Origin of the sequence: Vibrio cyclitrophicus, assembly GCA_023206055.1 — a bacterium.
Lineage (GTDB): Bacteria > Pseudomonadota > Gammaproteobacteria > Enterobacterales > Vibrionaceae > Vibrio > Vibrio cyclitrophicus_A.
Genome location: CP065366.1, coordinates 2719566 through 2742072 on the forward strand (window position 1 = coordinate 2719566; position 22507 = coordinate 2742072).

Sequence of the window (22507 nt, forward strand, 5' to 3'; positions counted from 1 at the left end):
CATATCTCCTTAGTACGTACGTGCTTTTGGTGGGAACGCTTCACGATGGATAGGTTCCATGTTTACACCACGCTTAGTCATGCTCTCTGACTCTGGATTGTAAAGAGAGTGGCATAGCCATTGCTCATCATCACGGTCAGGGAAATCGAATCGAGCGTGTGCGCCACGGCTCTCTGTACGGAAGTTTGCAGCAACCGCTGTTGCGAATGCAGTTTCCATCAGGTTTTCAAGCTCTAGACACTCGATACGTTGAGTGTTGAACTCTGTCGACTTGTCAGATAGGTGTGCATTCTTCAGACGCTCGCGAATCGCTTTAAGCTCTTCTAGGCCTTCAGCCATTGCTTTGCCTTCACGGAATACGGAGAAGTTGTTCTGCATACATTGTTGAAGATCTTTACGGATTTGCGCTGGATCTTCGCCGTCAGTACTGTTTTCCCAACGGTTGTAACGTTCTAGAGAACGCTCAATGTCTGCTTCCGTTGCTGGTTTCGCTTCGTCTTGCTTCTTCAGAGTCTCACCTAGGTGTAGACCTGTTGCACGACCAAATACCACCAAATCAAGTAGTGAGTTACCACCTAGTCGGTTTGCACCGTGTACTGATACTGATGCGATTTCGCCACAAGCAAATAGACCTTGGATTTCAACATCGGTGCCATCTTCAGTTTGCTTAATAGCTTGACCAGAAACTTGTGTTGGAACACCACCCATCATGTAGTGACATGTTGGGATTACTGGGATTGGCTCTTTTACTGGATCAACGTGAGCAAAGGTACGAGACAGTTCACATACACCAGGAAGACGAGATTCAAGTGTCTCTTTACCTAGGTGATCAAGTTTCAGCTTGATGTGTGGACCCCAAGGGCCATCGCAGCCGCGACCTTCACGGATTTCAACCATCATTGAACGAGCAACAACATCACGACCCGCTAAGTCTTTAGCGTTTGGTGCGTAACGTTCCATGAAGCGTTCGCCGTCTTTATTAAGAAGGTAACCACCTTCACCACGACAACCTTCCGTTACCAATACACCTGCACCAGCGATACCCGTTGGGTGGAACTGCCACATTTCGATGTCTTGCATAGGAACGCCTGCACGAATCGCCATACCAACACCGTCACCAGTATTAATGTGTGCATTGGTTGTTGATGCGTAGATACGACCAGCACCACCAGTAGCAAGGATTGTTGCCTTCGCTTTGAAGTAGCAAACCTCACCCGTTTCCATACAAAGCGCAGTAGTACCTAAGATTGCACCATCTTCGTTCTTAACAAGATCCAGTGCATACCACTCAGAGAAAACGGTCGTTTTGTGTTTAATGTTTTGTTGGTAAAGCGTGTGAAGCAGAGCGTGACCAGTACGGTCGGCTGCCGCTGCGGTACGAGCCGCTTGCTCACCACCAAAGTTTTTAGATTGACCACCGAAAGGACGCTGGTAAATAGTACCGTTCTCAAAACGAGAGAAAGGTAGGCCCATCTTTTCAAGTTCGATTACCGACTCAGGACCGTTTTTACACATGTATTCGATAGCGTCTTGGTCACCGATGTAATCAGAACCTTTTACTGTGTCATACATGTGTTGTTCCCAATGGTCTTCATGCGCGTTACCAAGAGCAACAGTGATGCCGCCTTGCGCTGAAACCGTATGAGAACGAGTAGGGAAAACTTTAGAAAGCAATGCACAAGAAAGGCCTTGCTCAGAAATTTGCAGTGCGGCACGCATACCTGCACCACCAGCGCCGATAACTACGGCATCAAACTCACGAACAGGAATAGTCACTTACGCACCCCACAAAATAAACAGACCAGAGAAGAAATATCCAAGAAGAACTGCAACAACACCGACTTGAAGACCAACACGCAGTTTTGCGCATTTGATGTAGTCAGTTAGTACTTGCCATAGGCCGATCCACGCGTGAACCAAAACAGAAGTAAGCGCTAACATGGTGAAGACTTTAGTGAAGGTTCCACCAAAGAATTGCGTCCAAGATGCGTAAGAGATATCACCAGAGAAAGCACAGAAGCTAACTAGGTAGATAGTGTAAAGCGTCATAATGATGGCAGTTGCACGAATCAATAGATAATCGTGGACACCATTACGACCAAAAGTAGAAACGTTGTTTACCATACTAAGATCCCCGCTAGTAGAGACAATACCGCTGTTGCTGCGAATGCAACCTTAGCGCTCTTAGCGCCAGATTCCAGCTCTTCAAAGTGACCTAGGTCCATAAGAAGGTGACGAATACCACCAGCAATGTGGTAAGCCAAAGCGGTTAAAATGCCCCACAGGATAAACTTCACAAAGAAACCGTCGACAATGTCGCTAGCTTCGGCAAAGCCTACTGGGGATGAGAGGGAAGTGGATAGTAACCAAAGCAAAATTCCAATCGCGACAAAAGTTATCACCCCAGACACACGGTGTAGGATGGAAGCTATTGCTGTGATTGGAAAGTGGATGGTCTGTAAATCTAAATTAACAGGTCTTGTCTTTCTTTCTTTCACGGGCTTGCTCACTCAGCTCCATTGAGCATTATGGTCATTAAATAACCTTATGATATTGTTATGGACAAAATTTGATTGCAAACCTTCAAAATTTAACATTAACTTAACAAATAACTGAAGTTGAGCCTTAGATAATTGTAAAATAATTGTTAACTGCTCGATTAAGAAAGACACCTCACATTTCTTCTTAGCCTTGCATTTATAAGGTTTTAACCAAACTTTTCAGCGCCACTATACGGCTGGCAACATTCTAATACAATTGATGTAACAAATAATGCTACACAGACCAGATTTTTAACGAATTTAATGTAAAAAACACTAACAAGTGCACACAAAGCTTCAGAAAAATTGACTTTCCCACGTAAGACCAGTAAAAAAATGGCACATAAACATCCTGGACGGATTAAATAATAAACAAAGGAGATTGTTATGGCGGATAAGAAAGCTACCCTTCACATTGAAGGTCAAGCGCCAATCGAGCTGCCGATTACAGAAGGTGTACTTGGTACTCCAGTGATCGATGTTCGTACACTAGGTTCTAATGGTTTTTTCACTTTTGACCCTGGTTTTCTTGCCACTGCATCCTGTGAGTCTCAAATCACTTTTATTGACGGTGGAAAAGGTATCCTTTTACATCGTGGTTATCCAATTGACCAACTTGCCAATAACGCTGATTACTTAGAAGTATGTTACATACTTCTTTACGGTGAAGCCCCATCTCGAGCTGAGTACGAAAAGTTCAAGACTACCGTGACACGTCACACTATGGTGCATGAGCAAATCGCTAGTTTCTTCCACGGCTTCCGTCGTGACGCTCACCCTATGGCTGTAATGTGTGGTGTTGTAGGCGCTCTAGCGGCGTTCTACCACGACTCACTTGATGTCAACAACGATACACACCGTGAAATTGCGGCATACCGCCTGATTTCAAAAATGCCAACACTGGCTGCAATGTGTTACAAATATTCAATCGGTCAGCCGTTTATCTACCCACGTAACGACCTAGGCTACGCAGAAAACTTCTTACACATGATGTTTGCAAACCCATGTGAAGAGTATGAAGTGAACCCTATCGTTGCTCGTGCAATGGATAAAATCTTTACTCTACACGCTGACCACGAACAGAACGCTTCTACGTCTACAGTGCGTCTTGCTGGTTCATCTGGTGCTAACCCGTTTGCGTGTATCGCAGCAGGTATCGCATCACTTTGGGGCCCAGCTCACGGCGGTGCAAACGAAGCTTGTCTGCGCATGCTTGAAGAGATCGGTAGCGTAGATAACATTGAAGAATACGTTGCGAAAGCAAAAGACAAAGATGACCCATTCCGTTTGATGGGCTTCGGTCACCGTGTTTACAAGAACTACGATCCACGTGCAACAGTAATGCGCGAAGCATGTCACGAAGTACTTAAAGAGCTAAACATCCAAGACCCACTACTAGACGTAGCTATGGAACTTGAGCGTATCGCTCTTTCTGATGAGTACTTTGTTTCTAAGAAGCTATACCCGAACGTAGATTTCTACTCAGGTATCATTCTGAAAGCAATCGGTATTCCAGTATCTATGTTTACTGTAATCTTCGCGATGTCTCGTACCATCGGTTGGATTGCTCACTGGAACGAAATGCACAGCGATCCGACGAACCGTATCGGTCGTCCTCGTCAGTTGTACACTGGTGAAGAACAGCGTGATTTCCAAGCTCTACACGAGCGCGAATAGTAAAGTTTAGACTTTTCTAATCGATTAAAATCAAAAAGGGTTGATGCATTAACATCAACCCTTTTTTGTCTTCCAGCATTTCGTCTCACTTCAATGAAGGTACAAATATCCAGAGAGTTACTACCTCTAAATATGGCTACACTGGATTATCGATATCAATAAACTCAACATCCAAGCCATGCTCTTTTGCTAACCACTCACCTAGTGCTTTTACACCGTAGCGTTCAGTCGCATGGTGGCCAGCAGCAAAATAATGAATGTCTTGCTCGCGTGCTGAGTAGGTTGTGCGCTCTGAAATTTCACCAGAGATAAAAGCATCAATGCCTTGAGAAGCCGCTAGCTCAATGTAATCTTGACCACCACCAGTACACCAACCGACGGTCGTAATCATTTTGTCTTGGTTTTCTGGAGCGATATGCAGTGGTTTACGATTTAGAACTTGATCGATTTTTGCTGCGAATTCAGCACCTGTCATTGGTGTTTTTAGTTTGCCAAACATAGCAACCGATTGTGGGTGTCCTTCCAAACCACCTTCAACTTCTATCTCAAGTAACTCTGCCAATTTTGCGTTGTTACCAAGTTCAGGGTGGATATCAAGTGGTAAGTGATAACCTAAAAGGTTGATGTCATTTTTAATCAGGGTACGAATACGCTTGCCCTTCATGCCACGAATTGCTTCTGACTCACCTTTCCAGAAAAAGCCGTGATGGACTAACAAAGCGTCTGCGTTCAGTTCTACCGCTTTATCAATCAAGGCTTGAGAAGCTGTCACACCAGTAACGATTCGCTTCACTTCTGTTGCACCTTCAACTTGAAGACCATTAGGACAGTAATCTTTAATCTGCTGAGGCTGCAGTTTTTCGTTAAGTAGCTTTTCTAATTGTAAGTTATTCATTTTTCTTTCCAGCTTACCTTTATAATAACGTCGTTATATCAATTTACGGGTAGAATGTCGAAAGCCCCACGATGAGTTTATGAGGAACAGATGACAGCACTGCAACGTTTTTATCAATGGGTCATCGACTCACCGCCATTACTAGAAATCAAGCCACCGATTTCTGACCTCAGTGCATTCTCAAACTACCAAGAGCTCAACGAATCACATACTTATAATGGTAACCCTAGATTAGGCTTTCTCTACCAACACCTATGTGAACAAGTCATCACTGCTTCGGATAATTATTCAATCAAGCACGATGAGATTCAGATTAATGTTGAGGGTAGAACACTAGGTGCTATCGACTTTATTCTCGAAGACGCGAACAACCAAAAGTTAGAACACTGGGAGGTCGCGATTAAATTTTACCTACTTCATGAGCAAACATGGTTTGGCCCCAACTCTCATGACCAATTGGATAAGAAGCTCGATAGAATGCTCAGCCATCAGCTTGGAATGTCATCTTCAGCCGCTTTTATTGAGCAGTACCCAGAGATCGATATCGACTCAAAACACCTCCTCATGCAGGGGCGTCTATACACCAACCCTTTTTTAGAGCAAAGCGTACCGAACGAATGTTTGGGCTACGACATTAATTCAAGTCAAGTAAACGGGTTTTGGTGCTATCAAAACCAAGCTCATCTAATCACCGAAGCGCTCTACCCCCTCACCAAAGAACAATGGGCAGCTGGGACGGATGATTTCAGCGGTAAACCCATCACCGAGTTTGGTGATCGATTTGTACATGGGCAAACCCAATCTGGGCAATTCTGGTTTGTGATGCCACAAAGTTGGCCACACGGTTAGTCGTCCGAATTAACTCACATACCTTTCCCGCTTATACGAAACCAACACAAATAAAAAGGGTTGATGCTTTCACATCAACCCTTCTTCTATTTACGTAGCAACTCTAGTAATCGAGATTCGATTATAGGCCAGCCGCTGCAAATACTTGGTTCACAATCTCTTGAGCTTCTGCTTCGATTGCTTTCAGGTGCTCTTCACCCTTAAAGCTTTCACAGTAGATCTTGTAGATATCTTCAGTACCTGATGGACGAGCAGCAAACCAACCGTTTTCAGTTGTCACTTTCAGGCCACCAATCGCAGCGCCATTACCTGGAGCATGTGTTAAACGTGCAGTAATCGAATCGCCAGCAAGTGTTTCAGCCGAAACCATCTCTGGAGACAGCTTCTTCAGCACGTCTTTTTGTGCGCCATTTGCTACCGCTTGAATACGGTTGTACTTAGATTCGCCGTGTTTAGCAGCAAGCTCTTCGTAATATTCTTGTGGGTTCTTACCCGTTACCGCTGTGATCTCAGCCGCAAGTAAGCAAAGAATTAGGCCATCTTTATCTGTTGACCAAGGCATTCCGTCTTTACGTAAGAAAGAGGCACCCGCACTCTCTTCGCCACCGAAACCAAACTGACCGTTGTATAAGCCATCAACGAACCATTTGAAACCAACTGGCACTTCACAAAGTTCACGACCTAGGTCAGCAACAACACGGTCAATCAATGCACTTGATACCAGTGTTTTACCAACAGCAACGTCTTTACCCCAACCTTCACGGTTACGGTATAAGTAGTCGATACAAACTGCTAGGAAATGGTTTGGATTCATTAGGCCTTTTGGCGTAACAATGCCGTGACGATCGTAATCAGGGTCGTTACCAAACGCTAATTGATAATCGTCTTTAAGGGCCAGTAAACCTGACATCGCGTACGGAGAAGAACAATCCATACGAACCACGCCATCTTTATCTAAAGACATAAACTGGAACGAAGGATCAACCGCTTCACTTACCAGAGTAAGATCTAGGTTGTACGCTTTGCCGATTTGACGCCAGTAATCGATGCCGCTACCACCTAGTGGGTCAACACCAATCTTGATGTTTGCTTTCTGGATCGCTTCCATATCAACCACGTTAACCAAGTCAGCAACGTAAGGAGCAACGAGATCAACTTCTTTTACTAAATCAGACTGTTTAGCTAGAGCGATAGGAGTACGTTTAACACCTTGCATTTGCTCAGCAATGATCACGTTCGCACGATCTTCAATAGCTTGAGTTAGCTCAGCTTCAGCAGGGCCACCGTGTGTTGGATTGTATTTAATACCGCCGTCTTGAGGTGGGTTATGTGAAGGTGTGATAACAATGCCGTCGGCTTTTTTATCATTTACTAGGTTGTGCGTAAGGATCGCGTGCGAGATGCCTGGTGTTGGAGTAAAGCCATTTTTTTCTTGAATAATAACTTCAACACCGTTCGCTACAAGCACTTCGATAACAGTAGAAAACGCAGGCTCAGAAAGAGCGTGAGTATCTTTACCTAAGAAAAGTGGGCCTGTTGTACCCTGCTCAGCACGAACCTCAGCAACCGCTTGAGCAATCGCTAGAATATGGTTTTCGTTAAATGTTGATTTGTCTGCTGTACCACGGTGACCCGAAGTACCGAATAGAACTTTATGGTCTGGGTTACTAGCATCCGGTTGCTGTAAGAAATAGTTAGCCACTAAAGCCGGAATATTATGAAGATCTTCCTGCTGAGCTTTTTGCCCGGCACGAGGGTGCATAGCCATTTTTCGACATCCTTATATATAAAAATTTAAAAACAAAAAAACCTCATAATATCTTCTTATCCATGGATATTATGAGGTTTAAATCAGATTTCTTTAAATTGAACCTGTTACTTTTTCTATCAATTCTGCTTGGAAATTCATGCGGCTCATAAGCTGCTCAACCATCTGTCTTTTACGGCTAGTATTATTATTAGTAATAACCCAAAAAGGACTGTGTGGGATCGCTTTAGGCTTGGTTGTATTCCCGTTTGCTAACAACGTCTCTTCGTTATCTGCAAAGTAAACACGCTTACGGCCTTTTACTTGAGTTGCTTCTGAAAAGCTTAAAGGGTCGATTTTATGCAGTGTTGATAACACAAGCATGAAACGATCAATGGCTTTCTTTAGTGATGCAAACTCATCTGATATTAGTAGTGAGCGCATTTCTTTAACGCCATCGAACTTCTCTGGAGTAAAGCCTACCTCTTTGCTAACAACGATACCTTTTGGCTCAACGATCTCTTCGATCGGAACCATGCCTTGGCTATCAACCTGTAACAAGCGGCGCAGAATATCTGAAGCGCTTTCGCCAATACGTTCTGTCTGACCCGCAATAAAACGGTATAGGTCCTCATCAACCTCAATTGTTTTCATTCGCTTTTCACAATCTCAATGTTTAAACTCTGGGGGATTATAGCGAGATCCGCGCGGATACTCTACGTCAAACCCACCATGAATAAGATAAAAATGTCAGTACAGCTCAACTATAAAATTGAAGGTGAGGGTCACACCATTGTTTTGATCCATGGATTATTCGGTAATCTGGACAACCTTGGCTTGCTCGCTAGGGATCTAAAAGCCGATCATCAAGTGCTTAGTATCGATCTACGTAACCACGGCCAATCTTTCCATAGTGACACTCACAACTATCAAGCGATGGCACAAGATGTGGCTCAACTGCTGAATGATCTTGAACTAGAAGATGTGACTGTGATTGGTCACTCTATGGGTGGCAAAGTCGCGATGGCGCTAACCCAACATCTCGAACTGCGTAAATTGGTTGTGCTGGACATGGCACCGGTTACGTACACTCAGAGCCGTCACGATAACGTATTCGCCGGCCTGCAAGCCGTGATCGAAGAACAACCAACCTCGCGCTCAGAGGCACTAAAGGTTCTCGCAAAACATATCGAGATTGATGGCGTTCGCCAGTTCTTGACCAAATCTTTATTTAAAACAGATCAAGGTATCATGGAGTGGCGCTTTAACGTCGCATCCCTGCTCGCAAATTACGCGCACATCATTGGCTGGGAACCGATCGACAAAACCTCGGTCAAAACCTTGCTAATAAAAGGTGGAGATTCTGACTACCTCACGGCTGAACACCAAACCGCGGTTCAGCAGCAATTTTCTAACGCAAAGGCACACGTCATTGCGAATACGGGTCACTGGCTACACGCAGAAAAGCCAGCTGAAGTACTCAGAGCAATTCGAAAATTCATCGCTTAAGCGCGCTTTTTCATGCAGATAAATGAGAGCTGAGTAATCACTGCACATTAACTTTATCTCGCAACAGTGATATAGTGCGCCCAAGCAAAATTGGTATATAAGGTTCCCATGCTTTACGACTACATGAACATCATTGAATCTGTTGGTTTAGATCTCCTATTTGCCGCGATTTTCTTTTTAATCGGTATGGCAATTAAGGATGTTCTCAAGCAGGGAAATGTTCCTCCATTTGGTCGTCGCATCGTATGGTTAGTACTTTTCCTTGGCTGTGCGGGCTTTATTGCCAAAGGGATAATCCAACTAAGCTGGGAAGGAACTGGGATCTAACGATTCTCTTCCGAACTTTATTACACCGACAACAGACAAAATGAAAGGTAATGATTCTATGGCAAGTGTAGGTCTCTTCTTTGGTAGCGATACAGGTAACACTGAAGCTGTTGCTAAGATGATTCAAAAGCAATTGAGCAAACAGCTCGTTCACGTTCAAGACATTGCAAAAAGCAGCAAAGAAGATATCGATAACTTCGATCTACTGTTGCTTGGTATCCCTACGTGGTACTACGGCGAAGCACAATGTGATTGGGATGACTTTTTCCCAGAGCTAGAAGCTATTGATTTCTCAACTAAGCTTGTTGCTATCTTTGGTTGTGGCGACCAAGAAGATTACGCAGAATACTTCTGTGATGCTATGGGTACTATCCGTGACATCGTTGAAGCAAAAGGCGGTACTATCCTAGGTCACACGTCAACTGAAGGCTACGAATTCGAAGCATCGAAAGGTTTAGTTGAAGGCGATGACAGCCAATTCGTTGGTCTATGTATCGATGAAGACCGTCAACCTGAGCTAACAGATGAGCGCGTATCTAACTGGGTTAAACAAATCCACGAAGAAATGTGCCTAGCTGAGCTAGAAGACTAATTCTCTGATGGTGGTTAATTGTTACAATTAATAACCATTATGTAGATATGAAAAAACCTCCTAACGGGAGGTTTTTTGCTATTTAAAATCTATTAATTAGCACTCAGCTTCTAATGCTTCGTCATCGTCTCTAAATTGCGGCTTCTTTCTTACATAGAGGGTGCGTTGAATTTCCGAAACCACATTCCCCTGCTTATCTTTCACGTGAATAATAAATTCAGGAAAACACTTTTCACCGAGCTGCGTCTGACGATAGATATCGTCAAGCTGTCCTTGGCTTATCTCAAAATCTGCATACAAGTCCGATTGCCCCGGCTTGATGAAGTTAATGCTCGCTTCTTTATCCCAAACATAATATCTCTCCCCTAAAATTCCCATTAACATCAATGAGTAAACGGGATCGGTAAGAGAAAAGATACTGCCGCCATATTGAGTACGATTGGCGTTCTTGTTCCACCAGCGTAGTTTTAATACTGTCTTAACAATTCTAAAATCAGGGCTTATATGAGCAATACGAATACCCGCCCCCCAGAAAGGTGGCCAGATATTGAGTGCGAACTTTACAATGTTCGGTTTGTAGATTTTTGCGAGTTGCTTATTCATAACAACATTCCATGTTCATATCAGAAACACCGTCACCTTGACTGGTCTTACCTCCACTATAAGTGAGATGCTTCTATTTTACAAAACAGATTGTGATGTCAGTGAGTAACCCTTTGAAGTTCGTGGTTTATTGTTATGCCTGACTAAACTATAATGGTATTAATATTGAATTCTGTTAATCGCGGCAGATCATCAACAGGAAAGTATATGTCAGACAATAATCAAGCGCTAAAAGATGCTGGTCTTAAAGTGACCCTTCCACGGCTCAAAATTTTAGAAGTATTACAACAGCCAGACTGCCAACATATTAGTGCTGAAGATTTATATAAGAAGCTGATCGACCTAGGTGAAGAAATCGGTCTTGCAACCGTTTATCGAGTACTTAACCAATTCGATGACGCTGGCATTGTAACTCGCCACCACTTCGAAGGCGGCAAGTCTGTATTTGAACTTTCTACACAGCACCACCACGACCACCTTGTGTGTCTAGACTGTGGCGAAGTGATCGAATTCTCTGATGACATCATCGAAGAAAGACAGAAAGAAATCGCAGAGCGTTACAATGTGAAACTGACCAACCACAGTTTGTACTTGTACGGAAAAAGTATTACCGGAGATTGCAAAGGCAATCCAGACGCGCACAAAGCGAAGAAGTAATGCAGAACGCTGGCTTAGACCGGCGTTTTTTATGTAGGGTGGAATCCAACTCGACTGCTATTAGCTCAACGACTTATTCAAGCACAAAAAAACCGGCTCTAAGCCGGTTTTTTATTGGGTCGCTTTTAACAAACTAAGTACTCAAGCATCAAGCTTCAGTTTTACCCCAAGTGTCACGTAGACCAACCGTGCGGTTGAAGACTAGTGCGTCTGCTTTAGAGTCTTTCGAATCCAAACAGAAGTAACCTGTACGTTCAAACTGGTACGCTTGCTCTGCCACACCTTCTGCTAGGCTAGGTTCAACAAAACCGTTTAGCGTAACAAGTGATTCAGGGTTTAGCGTTGCAGCGAAGTCATCAGCAGCGGCTGGATTTGCCACTGTGAATAGACGATCGTACAAACGAATCTCAGCAGGCAACGCTTTATCAGCAGATACCCAGTGGATAACGCCTTTCACTTTGCGGCCATCTGCAGGGTTCTTACCCAATGTTTCATTGTCGTAAGAACAGAAGATAGTCGTAATGTTGCCTTCTGCATCTTTTTCGATACGTTCAGCTTTGATCACGTAAGCGCCACGTAGACGAACTTCTTTACCTAAAACTAAACGCTTGTACTTTTTGTTTGCTTCTTCACGGAAGTCATCATGCTCAATCCAAACTTCACGGGTAAATGGTACTTCACGAGTGCCCATTTCTGGCTTGTTTGGGTGGTTTGCAACCGTTAGCGTTTCTACTGCATCTACTTCGTAATTTTCGATAACAATCTTAACTGGGTCAAGAACAGCCATTGCACGAGGTGCATTTTCGTTCAGATCATCACGGATGCAAGATTCAAGTGAACCGAACTCAATCATGTTCTCTTGCTTAGTCACGCCAATACGTTTACAGAATTCACGAATCGAGCTTGAAGTAAAACCACGACGACGTAGGCCTGAAATAGTAGGCATACGTGGGTCATCCCAACCTTGAACTAGGTTTTCAACCACAAGTTGGTTCAGCTTACGCTTAGACATCACTGTGTATTCAAGATTCAGACGGCTAAACTCGTACTGACGAGGTTGGCAATCGATCGTGATGTTATCTAGAACCCAATCGTACAAACGACGGTTATCTTGGAATTCAAGCGTACAGATAGAGTGCGTAATACCTTCCAGCGCATCAGAGATACAGTGAGTAAAGTCGTACATTGGGTAAATGCACCACTTGTCAGCAGTTTGATGGTGGTGAGCAAAACGAACACGGTAGATAACAGGATCGCGCATTACCATGAATGAAGAGCTCATGTCGATCTTAGCACGTAGACACGCTTTACCTTCTTCAAAGCCACCGTCACGCATTTTTTCAAACAACGCTAGGTTCTCTTCAGGGCTGCGGTCACGGTATGGGCTCGCTTTACCTGGCTCTTTTAGCGTGCCACGGTACTCACGGATTTGATCAGGACTTAGCTCGTCAACATACGCTAAGCCTTTATTAATTAATTCCACAGCATAAGCGTAAAGCGTATCGAAGTAGTTTGATGAGTAACAAATATCACCAGACCATTCGAAGCCTAACCAGCTTACATCATTCTTAATTGACTCAACGTATTCAACGTCTTCTTTTTCAGGGTTTGTATCATCGAAACGAAGATTACATTGTCCCTGGTAGTCCTGAGCAATACCAAAGTTTAAGCAAATAGATTTAGCGTGACCAATGTGCAGGTAGCCATTTGGCTCCGGCGGGAAACGAGTATGCACGCTACTGTGTGTACCATCCGCTAAATCTTTATCAATAATTTGGCGAATGAAATTCGATGGACGAGCCTCAGCTTCACTCATCTATAGCACCTCTATGTATTTAGTATTGTCAGAGAAAGTTATCTTTCGTCTCCAAGAAAATGGTCGCTTGTAGCGCCAGTCAAAGATAGAAAGATCATTGTTGCTAATCATCCACAATTCTTAGCCTTTGCACAATAAGAACCGTCCGTTAATTGCGATTATTTCTGCTATTCGATGAAGAATAGAACGAACCGTGTTCGCTCGTCTTAAACAACAGGCACAAAAAAGCCTCCCATCTGGGAGGCTTTCAATTTGACACTTACTTAAGAGTAACTTTACGTCTTAATTAAGTACTTCCCTTACTATGGAAGTTTTACATCAGATAGGTCTTCGCCTGCACCGATAGCTTTCATTTCGCCAGCTACGATTTCAGCTAGTGGACCTAGGATAACCTGTAGGTTGTTTTCACCTAGTTTAACCACACCTTTAGCGCCGAGCTTCTTAAGAACAACTTCATCAGCGATAGAGCGGTCTTTTAGCGTTAGACGTAGACGAGTGATACAAGCATCGATTGAAGTAAGGTTCTCGTGACCACCTAGAGCTTTAAGGTATTGACGAGCAACTTCACCCTTTGGTGCGTCGCCAGCAGGAGCAGCAACAGCTTCGTCATCATCTTCACGACCTGGCGATTTCAAGTTGAAAGCGCGGATTGCGAAAGAGAAAGTGAAGAAGTATAGAGCACCGAAACCAAGGCCGATTAGTAGTAGTACGAATGGTTTAGTTGCTAGACCCCAGTTCAATACGAAGTCGATAAGACCAGCAGAGAAACCGAAACCATGCAGAGTGCCAAACATGTTAGCAACTACTAGAGACAGACCTGTAAATACAGCGTGCATTGCGTATAGAGCAGGAGCTAGGAATACGAACATGAATTCTAGCGGCTCTGTGATGCCTGTTAGGAATGAACAGAATGCAACTGAGAATAGTGCGCCACCAACTTGGCTACGTTTTTCAGCAGGAGCAGCTAGGTACATTGCAAGTGCAGCACCTGGTAGACCGAACATCATTACTGGGAAGAAGCCGTTCATGAATACACCAGCGCCTTTATCGCCGCCGAAGAAACGGTGTAGGTCGCCAGATTTAACAGTTTCAGTCACTTCTTTAACTACAGTAGTGATTTCTGGAGTTACAGAGTTAGCGAATGTGAATGTGTGCTCTTGGCCAACAACTAGAGTTTTAGCAAGTGCTGGGTCAACACAAAGTTGAGTGATGTTAGCGAATGCGCCTTGACCAGCAACGATGATTTCTTGACATGTACCCATACCGAACCAGAAGTATGAGTTCAATACATGGTGTAGACCTACAGGGATAAGTGCACGGTTAAGAGTACCGTATACGAATTGGCCGATAGCGCCAGACGTTGATACTGCATGAGCAAGTGCGTCTAGACCAGATTGAACACCAGGCCAAACCACACCAGACACAGCACCTGCAACAAGTGCAAATAGACCGGCCATGATAGGTACTAAACGTTTACCCGCGAAGAAAGCCAGCCACTCAGGAAGGCGTGTTGCATGGAAAGCGTTGTAAGAGTGACCTGCGATGATACCTGCGAAGATACCGCCGAAGAATGACATGTTAACGTCTGCGTTAATTGTCGTTGCTGTAGCAGTTAGTACGAAGTAAGCAACTGCACCAGCAAGACCCGCTGCGCCGTTACCGTCTTTAGAAAGACCAATCGCGATACCTAGACCAAAGAGCAATGGTAGGTTACCGAAGATAGCACCACCAGCTTGCGCCATGAATGGAATATCAAGTAGATCGCCTTGACCTAAACGTAAAAGAAGCGCCGCAATCGGAAGCGTTGCGATTGGTAGCATTAACGCCTTACCAAGCTTCTGTGCATATCCTAGAATATTCACCAGTTGTTTCCCCCTATAGGATTTTTTAGAATTCGTTTGAGAAACTTATTTTAGTCGCTCAATTTAGTCCTATTCAGTGTATTCAATTAATTTTGCTCCGCAAATTAAAACCTTACCATTTGTGATCCTAATCACCAGTTTTTACCAAATCCAAAGGTTTTTGCTAGCGAGATCATAAAACTTATTTTATCATTCAAAAAAATGAACATTTATAGATAAAATCCAAATCTAATCATTAGGCAAAAAGATGGTATCTCCGAGCTTATAGAGCATCGTGAATAATCATTAACGATGAACCTAAATGTATAATAAAGATCAATTGTTCATATATTTTTCAACAACTTAAATCGCTTCCCGTTTTGAAGCCGTTTGCCCATAAAAGATAAATCGTTACGTAAATGATGCTCGCAAACTAAGTCCGCATTTAGGTAACGAACGAATTTTAAAGATCTCACGAAATAAGGATTAGCTGACTATGTACGCGCTAAGTAACTGTAAAATTTACACTGGTAGTGATGTTCTAACCGATCATGCTGTTGTAATCGAAAACGAACTGATCAAAAAAGTCTGTCCTATCTCTGAATTGCCAGAAGGAATCGAGGTTCGCGACCTAGATGGTGCAAACCTAAGCCCAGGTTTCATTGACCTACAACTGAATGGTTGTGGCGGTGTAATGCTTAACGATGAGATCACTGCAGAAACCATGCAGATCATGCACAAAGCAAACCTGAAATCTGGCTGTACTAGCTTCCTACCGACGCTTATCACCTCTTCAGACGAAGATATGCGTGCGGTTATTACGGCTGCGCGTGAATACCACAACCAGTACCAGAACCAATCTTTAGGTCTGCACCTTGAAGGCCCTTACCTAAACGTTGCGAAAAAAGGCATCCATAGCGTCGATCACATTCGTAAATCTGACAGCGAAATGATTGAGCTTATCTGTGAAAACCGTGACCTTGTTGCAAAAGTAACATTGGCTCCAGAGCTTAACGAACCAGAACACATCGAACGCCTACACAAAGCTGGCGTTGTCGTTTCTATCGGTCACACCAACGCAACTTACGCAGAAGCGCGCCAAGGTTTCGAATCTGGTATCACATTCGCTACTCATCTATTCAATGCAATGACGCCAATGGTTGGTCGTGAGCCTGGCGTTGTAGGCGCGATTTACGACACACCAGAGGTTTACGCTGGTATTATTGCGGACGGTTTCCATGTTGATTACGCAAACATCAGAATTGCGCATAAAATCAAGGGAGAAAAGTTGGTATTAGTGACGGATGCCACAGCTCCTGCAGGTGCTGACATGGAATACTTTATTTTTGTCGGTAAGAAAGTATATTACCGAGATGGTAAGTGTGTTGATGAAAACGGCACACTGGGCGGCTCAGCTCTGACTATGATTGAAGCAGTTCAGAATACAGTTGAGCACGCTGGTATCGCTTTAGACGAAGCTCTTCGCATGGCTACGCTATACCCAGCTACGGCTATCGGTGTAGAAAGCAAGCTAGGTCGAATCAAAAAAGGCATGGTTGCAAACCTAGCTGTATTTGACCGAGATTTTAACGTTAAAGCGACTGTTGTTAACGGACAATACGAGCACAATTAAGTATGAATGGCGGACAAATAGGTAACGTAGACTTAGTTAAACAACTAAACAGTGCGGCGGTATACCGACTTATAGACCAACAAGGGCCTATCAGTCGTATACAAGTGGCTGATGTAAGCCAACTCGCACCGGCAAGTGTTACAAAAATTACCCGCCAACTTTTAGAGCGCGGCCTAATTAAAGAGGTTGCGCAGCAAGCGTCTACTGGCGGTAGACGCGCTATCTCCCTAACCACAGAAGTAGAACCTTTTCATTCTGTCGCTGTGCGTTTGGGTCGAGACTACATTCAAATAAGCCTGCATGACCTTGGCGGTCGTGAATTGGCTTTCCAACAACAAGACCTAAATTATTCAGACCAATCAGACCTTACCCAAGGCTTGGTCAATAACCTCAAAGCTTTCATTGCTGAGCATCAGCCAAAGATCGACCAACTGATTGCCATTGGTGTCACTCTTCCTGGCCTAGTTAACCCAACGACCGGTGTTGTTGAGTACATGCCGAATACCGACATAGATAACCTTGCATTAAGCGACATTATTCGCGATACATTCCATGTTGCTTGTTTTGTTGGTAACGATGTTCGAGGAATGGCGCTTGCTGAACACTACTTCGGAGCAAGTAAAGACAGCCAAGATTCTATTTTGGTCAGTGTTCACCGTGGTACAGGTGCAGGTATTATCGTTAATGGTCAGGTTTTCCTTGGTCATAACCGTAACGTGGGTGAAATTGGTCATATCCAAATTGATCCGCTAGGCGAGCAATGCCAATGTGGTAACTTCGGGTGTCTTGAAACCGTAGCGGCAAACCCAGCTATCGTTGAACGAGTGCAGAAGCTGATTAAGCAAGGCTACGAGTCTTCTTTAACAGAGCTTGAACATATTACGATTCAAGACGTTTGTGACCACGCGATTAATGGTGATGAGCTAGCTAAGCAAAGCTTGGTTCGAGTAGGAAACCAGTTAGGTAAGGCGATCGCTATGACGATTAACTTATTTAACCCTCAAAAAGTTATCATCGCGGGTGATATTACGAAGGCACAAGAGATTGTTTTCCCTGCAATTAAGCGCAATGTAGAGAATCAGTCGTTAACGACTTTCCATAGCGGCTTGCCTATTGTAGCATCACAGATCGATAAACATCCTACGATGGGAGCTTTTGCCATGATTAAGCGCGCCATGCTCAACGGTGTGTTGCTGCAGAAGCTTCTCGAAGACTAGAGAAAAACAATTCTGATTTTCCACGGGCCGTGTTTGTATAAACACGGCCCGTTTTTTTAAGCTAGGGAACTACAACAACAAGTTATGGAACTTATATTAATATCCACTGCGTTTATCGCAGGATTTATTGCTTTAAAGTGTCACCTTCCCCCATTAGTTGGTTTTTTGGTTGCAGGCTTTGGGCTTTTTGCCTTTGGCTTTGAAACCAATGACACCATCATTACTTTAGCTGACCTTGGTGTCACGCTGCTTCTATTTACTATCGGCTTAAAACTCGACATCAAAACCCTACTCTCTAAAGAGATCTGGGCTGGCGCGACAATCCACAACCTTTTGTCCACTCTGTTTTTCGCTGTCGCCCTATTTGGTTTTAAGTTCTTAGGTATTTCATCGCTGGCTGCCATGTCGGTAGAACAGATCGTTCTGCTCGGTTTTGCTCTGTCATTCTCCAGTACGGTATTTGCGGTTAAGACTCTGCAAGAGAAAGGCGAAATGAATGCGACTTACGGAACTCTGGCGATTGGTATCTTGGTCATGCAGGATATCTTCGCCGTAGTATTCCTAACGGCTTCTACAGGTAAAATCCCTGAGTGGTATGCGATTGCTCTGTTTGCCTTGCCCTTACTACGCCCACTGTTCTACAAAGTGCTCGATTGGGTTGGTCATGGTGAGATGCTGGTTCTTTCCGGCATCTTCTTCGCATTAGTCGTAGGTGCTGGTTTATTCCATTTGGTTGGTGTGAAACCAGACCTGGGTGCTCTTGTTCTAGGTATGTTACTTGCGGGTCACCCAAAAGCCTCAGAGCTATCAAAATCGCTGTTTAACCTTAAAGAGCTTTTCCTCGTCTGTTTCTTCTTGAACATTGGTTTGTCAGAGCAACCAACCATTCAAGGCTTTATGCTTGCAATCTTGTTCTTACTGATGCTGCCAGTGAAAGGGGTTCTCTACTTCTTGGTGCTTAACCGCTTCAAGTTCCGTGTTCGAACGTCCCTACTTGCCTCTTTATCACTGTTTAACTACAGCGAATTTGGCCTAATCGTTGGTGGCCTCGCCTTCAAGATGGGTTGGATGTCGGGTGATATCTTAGTTGCCGTAGCGATTGCGGTTTCACTGTCGTTCTTAATCGCTGCACCTTTAAACCGAGCTGGTCACAAGCTTTATCAGCAGTCAGGTAAATGGCTGAAAGAGCACGCGTCAGAAAAGCTTCACCGACGTGATAAGCGAATTGACCCGGGTCGGGCTCAAGTTCTTATTCTTGGTATGGGACGAATTGGTACTGGTGCTTATGACGAATTACGTTCTCGCTACGGTAAAGTGAGCTTAGGTGTCGAAGTTCGTGAAGAAGCTGCGCACAACCACAGAAGCCATGGCAGAAACGTGATTTCTGGCGACGCGACTGACCCAGATTTTTGGGAGCGAATTCTAGATACAGCAAACGTAAAACTGGTGATTTTGGCAATGCCTCACCACCAAGGTAATCAAACCGCTTTAGAACAATTAAAGTCACGTAACTTTAAAGGCCAAATTGCGGCTATTGCTGAATACCCAGATCAACTCGAAACACTGAAAGAGAATGGCGTTGATGCGGCATTTAACATTTACAGCGAGGCTGGTAGTGGTTTTGCTCGCCACGTTTGCGAACAGTTAAATCCAAATATCAATAAAATCTAGTATTAGACCGTGTTCAACCAAACCTCTCAAAACTGCCTATTTTTCGCACTTTTGAGAGGTTTTTGTTTAAAAAACCAACCGCAATTAAACGCCACCCATCAAAATCACATGTAAATTAGATAATTTCTAACATAACACCCTTTATATTATTTTTTTGCTCACATCCGGTTGCTTTTTTTAGCCAGAATGGCAAATTGAATGCAGTTGATTTGGAAATTATTTAAAAGGAAGTTCTATGTGTTCAGTATTTGGCATTCTCGACATTAAAAGTGATGCCGCAGCACTTCGCCCTATTGCTTTAGAAATGTCTAAAAAGCTTCGTCACCGTGGTCCAGACTGGTCTGGTATCTATGCTGGTGAAAAAGCAATCCTTGCTCATGAGCGTCTTGCTATTGTTGGCTTGAACAGTGGTGCTCAACCACTATACAGCCAAGACAAAAAGCACATTCTTGCAGTAAACGGTGAAATTTATAACCACAAAGAACTTCGCGCACGCTATGAAGATAAGTACCAGTTCCAGACTGATTCTGACTGTGAAGTTATCCTAGCGCTATACCAAGAGATGGGTGCAGACCTTCTAGAAGAGCTTAACGGTATTTTCGCTTTCGTTTTATACGACGAAGAGAAAGACGAGTACCTAGTGGGCCGCGACCATATTGGTATTATCCCGCTTTACCAAGGTTACGATGAGCACGGTAACTACTACGTGGCTTCAGAGATGAAAGCATTGGTTGAAGTATGTAAGACGATCAGTGAATTCCCTCCTGGTAGCTTCTACTCTTCTAGAGATGCAGAGCCTCAGCGTTACTACATCCGAGATTGGAACGAATACGCTGCCGTTCAAGGCAACAGCACAAGCAAAGAAGAGCTGACTGAAGCACTAGAAGCAGCGGTTAAACGTCAACTAATGACTGACGTTCCTTACGGTGTGCTTCTATCAGGAGGCCTTGATTCATCAATTACTTCAGCAGTCGCTAAACGCTTTGCAGCAATGCGCATCGAAGACGATGAGCAATCTGAAGCTTGGTGGCCACAACTGCACTCATTCGCTGTTGGCCTTGAAGGCGCACCAGATCTTATCGCTGCTCGTGAAGTTGCAGATAAGATTGGTACCGTACACCACGAGATGACTTACACCATTCAGGAAGGCTTAGATGCCATCCGTGATGTTATCTACCACATCGAGACTTACGATGTAACAACGATTCGTGCATCAACGCCGATGTACTTGCTTGCTCGTAAGATCAAGGCAATGGGCATCAAGATGGTACTGTCTGGTGAAGGTGCCGATGAGATCTTTGGTGGTTACCTGTACTTCCATAAAGCGCCAAACGCGAAAGAGTTCCATGAAGAGACAGTACGTAAGCTACTTGCTCTAAGCATGTTCGACTGTGCTCGTGCAAACAAATCACTAGCGGCATGGGGTGTTGAAGGCCGTGTACCATTCTTGGATAAAGAGTTCATAGATGTCGCAATGCGTCTGAACCCTGAAGACAAGATGTGTGGCAACGGTAAAATGGAAAAACACATCCTGCGTGAATGTTTTGAAGACTACCTACCAGATTCAATCGCATGGCGTCAAAAAGAGCAGTTCTCTGATGGTGTTGGCTACGACTGGATTGACACATTAAAAGCAACAGCTGAAGCAAAAGTAACGGATCAACAAATGGAAGCTGCTAAGTTCCGTTTCCCTTACAACACGCCAACAACCAAAGAAGGTTATGCTTACCGTGAAATCTTTGAGGAGCTATTCCCTCTAGAATCTGCGGCAGAATGTGTACCTGGTGGTCCTTCAGTTGCTTGTTCATCAGCGAAAGCGATTGAGTGGGATGAGTCATTCAAAAACTGTGTTGACCCATCAGGCCGTGCAGTACAAGCCGTTCACAACGACTCTTACTAAAAGCTATCTTTTGAATAAATGCTAAACACTAAAAAGGCGCACAATGCGCCTTTTTTATTAAGCCTTATTTTTGTTATTGCAGTTATGCGTGAGCTTGAAGTGCCTCGTTCTCGATACTGACGGGCACCACTTGACTGATCATCTTAACTAACATGATAGAGCGTGCCTCACCATCTTTTTGATGATAGATAGCCTCAATACCAGCAAACTGACCGCTCTTAATTTTCACGACTTGCCCAGACTCAAACTCAATACAACAATCTTCAACTTCGTTACTGCAGCACTTCTCAAACTCTTTGAGTTCAAACACCAAGTCTCCTTGGACCTCGTGCGGCCTTGCACCGAACTTAATAAAGTCCACAACACCACGTGTTGAACGAACAGTCGTGAAGCTAGGACCTTGCTCGTAATCGAAGCGAACAAAGATGTAAGACGGAAATAGCGGTTCTTTGACCTGCTTTTCTTTTCCTCTTACAACCTTTGCAACTTCTATTTGGGGATAAAAACACTCTACCCCTTGATTTTCTAAGTGCAACTGCGCGCGTTTTTGATCACCACGCTTACAGTAAAGTAAATACCAACGTTTCATTTAACTAGCCATTTTATATTTTTAGATATTTTACCACACGCCTAAAACGGTTGAATCCCATTAATAAAATGAATCGTTACTAACCAGAAATAATGCGTAGTAGACCAATTTATCAACAAAAAGTTATAGGTGTCGGAGTGGTTAAGCATTGTACAGAGATCATTTAAAGATCAAAAGGCTCATTGTTGTAAGCATATGTACGCCCACCACAATAGGTACACCATACCATTAATATTAAAACAATTCACCAGAGAAATGCGTCTAAAGTTTTTCATTCAACACAACTTTAATAAAGGTTATTAACCAACCAACTCAAATCTGGAAAATTAGTTTGCAGCACATCTAAAATGGGCAACATTAAAATCAAAGAACTTTAATATCAACACCTTAGCTAAACCAAGTTGTCGTAACCATAAAATAAGTCTATTGCAGACTTTTATCCCA

Annotated in this window: 20 protein-coding genes; 10 read left to right on the forward strand and 10 right to left on the reverse strand. The window is 43.8% G+C overall.

Annotation, left to right across the window (positions count from 1 at the left end):
• Window positions 1-9: 9 nt before the first annotated feature.
• From sdhA to sdhC, 3 genes are read right to left on the reverse strand one after another with little or no spacing between them, the layout of a single operon-like run.
• Window positions 10-1776, reverse strand: coding sequence for a succinate dehydrogenase flavoprotein subunit (gene sdhA / locus ITG09_11880; protein UPR51391.1), 1767 nt, complete (start codon window positions 1774-1776; stop codon window positions 10-12).
• The gene (gene sdhD, locus ITG09_11885; GenBank protein UPR51392.1) at window positions 1777-2124 is read right to left on the reverse strand and encodes a succinate dehydrogenase, hydrophobic membrane anchor protein; all 348 of its coding nucleotides are present in this window, start codon (window positions 2122-2124) and stop codon (window positions 1777-1779) included. It lies immediately after the preceding gene.
• Window positions 2118-2510 carry a succinate dehydrogenase cytochrome b556 subunit gene (sdhC, locus tag ITG09_11890; protein UPR51393.1) on the reverse strand — a complete coding sequence of 131 codons (393 nt, stop codon included), beginning with the start codon at window positions 2508-2510 and terminating at the stop codon, window positions 2118-2120. Before sdhC ends, sdhD begins: the two co-directional genes overlap by 7 nt.
• A gap of 417 nt (window positions 2511-2927) precedes the next feature.
• On the opposite strand from sdhC, the gene ITG09_11895 reads away from it, so the two are divergent.
• Window positions 2928-4217, forward strand: coding sequence for a citrate synthase (locus ITG09_11895; GenBank protein UPR51394.1), 1290 nt, complete (start codon window positions 2928-2930; stop codon window positions 4215-4217).
• 136 nt (window positions 4218-4353) lie between these two features.
• On the opposite strand, the gene ITG09_11900 is transcribed toward ITG09_11895, so the two are convergent.
• Window positions 4354-5112, reverse strand: a complete 759-nt coding sequence (locus ITG09_11900; GenBank protein ID UPR51395.1) for a Nif3-like dinuclear metal center hexameric protein — start codon at window positions 5110-5112, stop codon at window positions 4354-4356.
• A gap of 90 nt (window positions 5113-5202) precedes the next feature.
• On the opposite strand from ITG09_11900, the gene ITG09_11905 reads away from it, so the two are divergent.
• Window positions 5203-5961 carry a DUF1853 family protein gene (locus tag ITG09_11905; GenBank protein ID UPR51396.1) on the forward strand — a complete coding sequence of 253 codons (759 nt, stop codon included), beginning with the start codon at window positions 5203-5205 and terminating at the stop codon, window positions 5959-5961.
• Window positions 5962-6082: 121 nt separating this feature from the next.
• Here the strand turns inward: ITG09_11905 and pgm are convergent, their stop codons facing one another.
• Window positions 6083-7729, reverse strand: a complete 1647-nt coding sequence (gene pgm, locus ITG09_11910; protein ID UPR51397.1) for a phosphoglucomutase (alpha-D-glucose-1,6-bisphosphate-dependent) — start codon at window positions 7727-7729, stop codon at window positions 6083-6085.
• Window positions 7730-7822: 93 nt separating this feature from the next.
• Window positions 7823-8362, reverse strand: coding sequence for a replication initiation negative regulator SeqA (seqA, locus tag ITG09_11915; protein ID UPR51398.1), 540 nt, complete (start codon window positions 8360-8362; stop codon window positions 7823-7825).
• Between the two features lie 93 nt (window positions 8363-8455).
• On the opposite strand from seqA, the gene ITG09_11920 reads away from it, so the two are divergent.
• The 3 genes from ITG09_11920 to fldA all read left to right on the forward strand — a co-directional run bounded on the left by ITG09_11920 (window position 8456) and on the right by fldA (window position 10136).
• Window positions 8456-9217, forward strand: a complete 762-nt coding sequence (locus ITG09_11920; protein ID UPR53637.1) for an alpha/beta fold hydrolase — start codon at window positions 8456-8458, stop codon at window positions 9215-9217.
• Window positions 9218-9325: 108 nt separating this feature from the next.
• A complete protein-coding gene (locus tag ITG09_11925) occupies window positions 9326-9544 on the forward strand; it encodes a DUF2788 domain-containing protein (protein UPR51399.1) in 219 nt (72 codons plus the stop codon).
• Window positions 9545-9602: 58 nt separating this feature from the next.
• Window positions 9603-10136 (forward strand): flavodoxin FldA, encoded by a 534-nt coding sequence (gene fldA / locus ITG09_11930; GenBank protein ID UPR51400.1) that lies wholly within the window; start codon window positions 9603-9605, stop codon window positions 10134-10136.
• Window positions 10137-10232: 96 nt separating this feature from the next.
• Here the strand turns inward: fldA and ITG09_11935 are convergent, their stop codons facing one another.
• Window positions 10233-10739, reverse strand: coding sequence for a DUF4442 domain-containing protein (locus ITG09_11935; protein UPR51401.1), 507 nt, complete (start codon window positions 10737-10739; stop codon window positions 10233-10235).
• A gap of 207 nt (window positions 10740-10946) precedes the next feature.
• Here ITG09_11935 and fur point away from each other — a divergent pair, with 207 nt between their 5' ends.
• Window positions 10947-11396 carry a ferric iron uptake transcriptional regulator gene (gene fur / locus ITG09_11940; GenBank protein ID UPR51402.1) on the forward strand — a complete coding sequence of 150 codons (450 nt, stop codon included), beginning with the start codon at window positions 10947-10949 and terminating at the stop codon, window positions 11394-11396.
• 148 nt (window positions 11397-11544) lie between these two features.
• Here the strand turns inward: fur and glnS are convergent, their stop codons facing one another.
• Together glnS and ITG09_11950 are read right to left on the reverse strand one after the other, a co-directional pair.
• Window positions 11545-13212 carry a glutamine--tRNA ligase gene (gene glnS, locus ITG09_11945; protein ID UPR51403.1) on the reverse strand — a complete coding sequence of 556 codons (1668 nt, stop codon included), beginning with the start codon at window positions 13210-13212 and terminating at the stop codon, window positions 11545-11547.
• Window positions 13213-13514: 302 nt separating this feature from the next.
• Window positions 13515-15074, reverse strand: a complete 1560-nt coding sequence (locus tag ITG09_11950; protein ID UPR51404.1) for a PTS transporter subunit EIIC — start codon at window positions 15072-15074, stop codon at window positions 13515-13517.
• Between the two features lie 475 nt (window positions 15075-15549).
• Here ITG09_11950 and nagA point away from each other — a divergent pair, with 475 nt between their 5' ends.
• The 4 genes from nagA (at window position 15550) to asnB (ending at window position 21474) form a co-directional block, all read left to right on the forward strand.
• Entirely contained in the window at window positions 15550-16686 is a 1137-nt protein-coding gene (nagA, locus tag ITG09_11955) for an N-acetylglucosamine-6-phosphate deacetylase (protein UPR51405.1), read from the forward strand.
• A 2-nt stretch (window positions 16687-16688) separates the two neighbouring features.
• On the forward strand, window positions 16689-17903 hold the full coding sequence (locus ITG09_11960; protein ID UPR51406.1) for an ROK family protein: 1215 nt from the start codon (window positions 16689-16691) through the stop codon (window positions 17901-17903).
• Window positions 17904-17987: 84 nt separating this feature from the next.
• Window positions 17988-19574, forward strand: a complete 1587-nt coding sequence (locus ITG09_11965; protein ID UPR51407.1) for a cation:proton antiporter — start codon at window positions 17988-17990, stop codon at window positions 19572-19574.
• 235 nt (window positions 19575-19809) lie between these two features.
• A complete protein-coding gene (asnB, locus tag ITG09_11970) occupies window positions 19810-21474 on the forward strand; it encodes an asparagine synthase B (protein UPR51408.1) in 1665 nt (554 codons plus the stop codon).
• Between the two features lie 82 nt (window positions 21475-21556).
• Here asnB and rfaH read toward each other — a convergent pair whose 3' ends face one another.
• On the reverse strand, window positions 21557-22063 hold the full coding sequence (rfaH, locus tag ITG09_11975) for a transcription/translation regulatory transformer protein RfaH (GenBank protein ID UPR51409.1): 507 nt from the start codon (window positions 22061-22063) through the stop codon (window positions 21557-21559).
• Window positions 22064-22507 lie beyond the last annotated feature (444 nt).

Bases quoted from the DNA above. Each gene is read 5' to 3' on its own strand.
- ITG09_11895 (UPR51394.1), top strand. From the start codon at position 2,928: ATGGCGGATAAGAAAGCTACCCTTCACATTGAAGGTCAAGCGCCAATC.
- ITG09_11920 (UPR53637.1), top strand. From the start codon at position 8,456: ATGTCAGTACAGCTCAACTATAAAATTGAAGGTGAGGGTCACACCATT.
- asnB (UPR51408.1), top strand. From the start codon at position 19,810: ATGTGTTCAGTATTTGGCATTCTCGACATTAAAAGTGATGCCGCAGCA.
- sdhD (UPR51392.1), bottom strand. From the start codon at position 2,124: ATGGTAAACAACGTTTCTACTTTTGGTCGTAATGGTGTCCACGATTAT.
- fldA (UPR51400.1), top strand. From the start codon at position 9,603: ATGGCAAGTGTAGGTCTCTTCTTTGGTAGCGATACAGGTAACACTGAA.
- pgm (UPR51397.1), bottom strand. From the start codon at position 7,729: ATGGCTATGCACCCTCGTGCCGGGCAAAAAGCTCAGCAGGAAGATCTT.
- ITG09_11900 (UPR51395.1), bottom strand. From the start codon at position 5,112: ATGAATAACTTACAATTAGAAAAGCTACTTAACGAAAAACTGCAGCCT.
- ITG09_11965 (UPR51407.1), top strand. From the start codon at position 17,988: ATGGAACTTATATTAATATCCACTGCGTTTATCGCAGGATTTATTGCT.
- rfaH (UPR51409.1), bottom strand. From the start codon at position 22,063: ATGAAACGTTGGTATTTACTTTACTGTAAGCGTGGTGATCAAAAACGC.
- ITG09_11960 (UPR51406.1), top strand. From the start codon at position 16,689: ATGAATGGCGGACAAATAGGTAACGTAGACTTAGTTAAACAACTAAAC.
- ITG09_11925 (UPR51399.1), top strand. From the start codon at position 9,326: ATGCTTTACGACTACATGAACATCATTGAATCTGTTGGTTTAGATCTC.
- glnS (UPR51403.1), bottom strand. From the start codon at position 13,212: ATGAGTGAAGCTGAGGCTCGTCCATCGAATTTCATTCGCCAAATTATT.
- fur (UPR51402.1), top strand. From the start codon at position 10,947: ATGTCAGACAATAATCAAGCGCTAAAAGATGCTGGTCTTAAAGTGACC.
- seqA (UPR51398.1), bottom strand. From the start codon at position 8,362: ATGAAAACAATTGAGGTTGATGAGGACCTATACCGTTTTATTGCGGGT.
- nagA (UPR51405.1), top strand. From the start codon at position 15,550: ATGTACGCGCTAAGTAACTGTAAAATTTACACTGGTAGTGATGTTCTA.
- ITG09_11905 (UPR51396.1), top strand. From the start codon at position 5,203: ATGACAGCACTGCAACGTTTTTATCAATGGGTCATCGACTCACCGCCA.
- ITG09_11935 (UPR51401.1), bottom strand. From the start codon at position 10,739: ATGAATAAGCAACTCGCAAAAATCTACAAACCGAACATTGTAAAGTTC.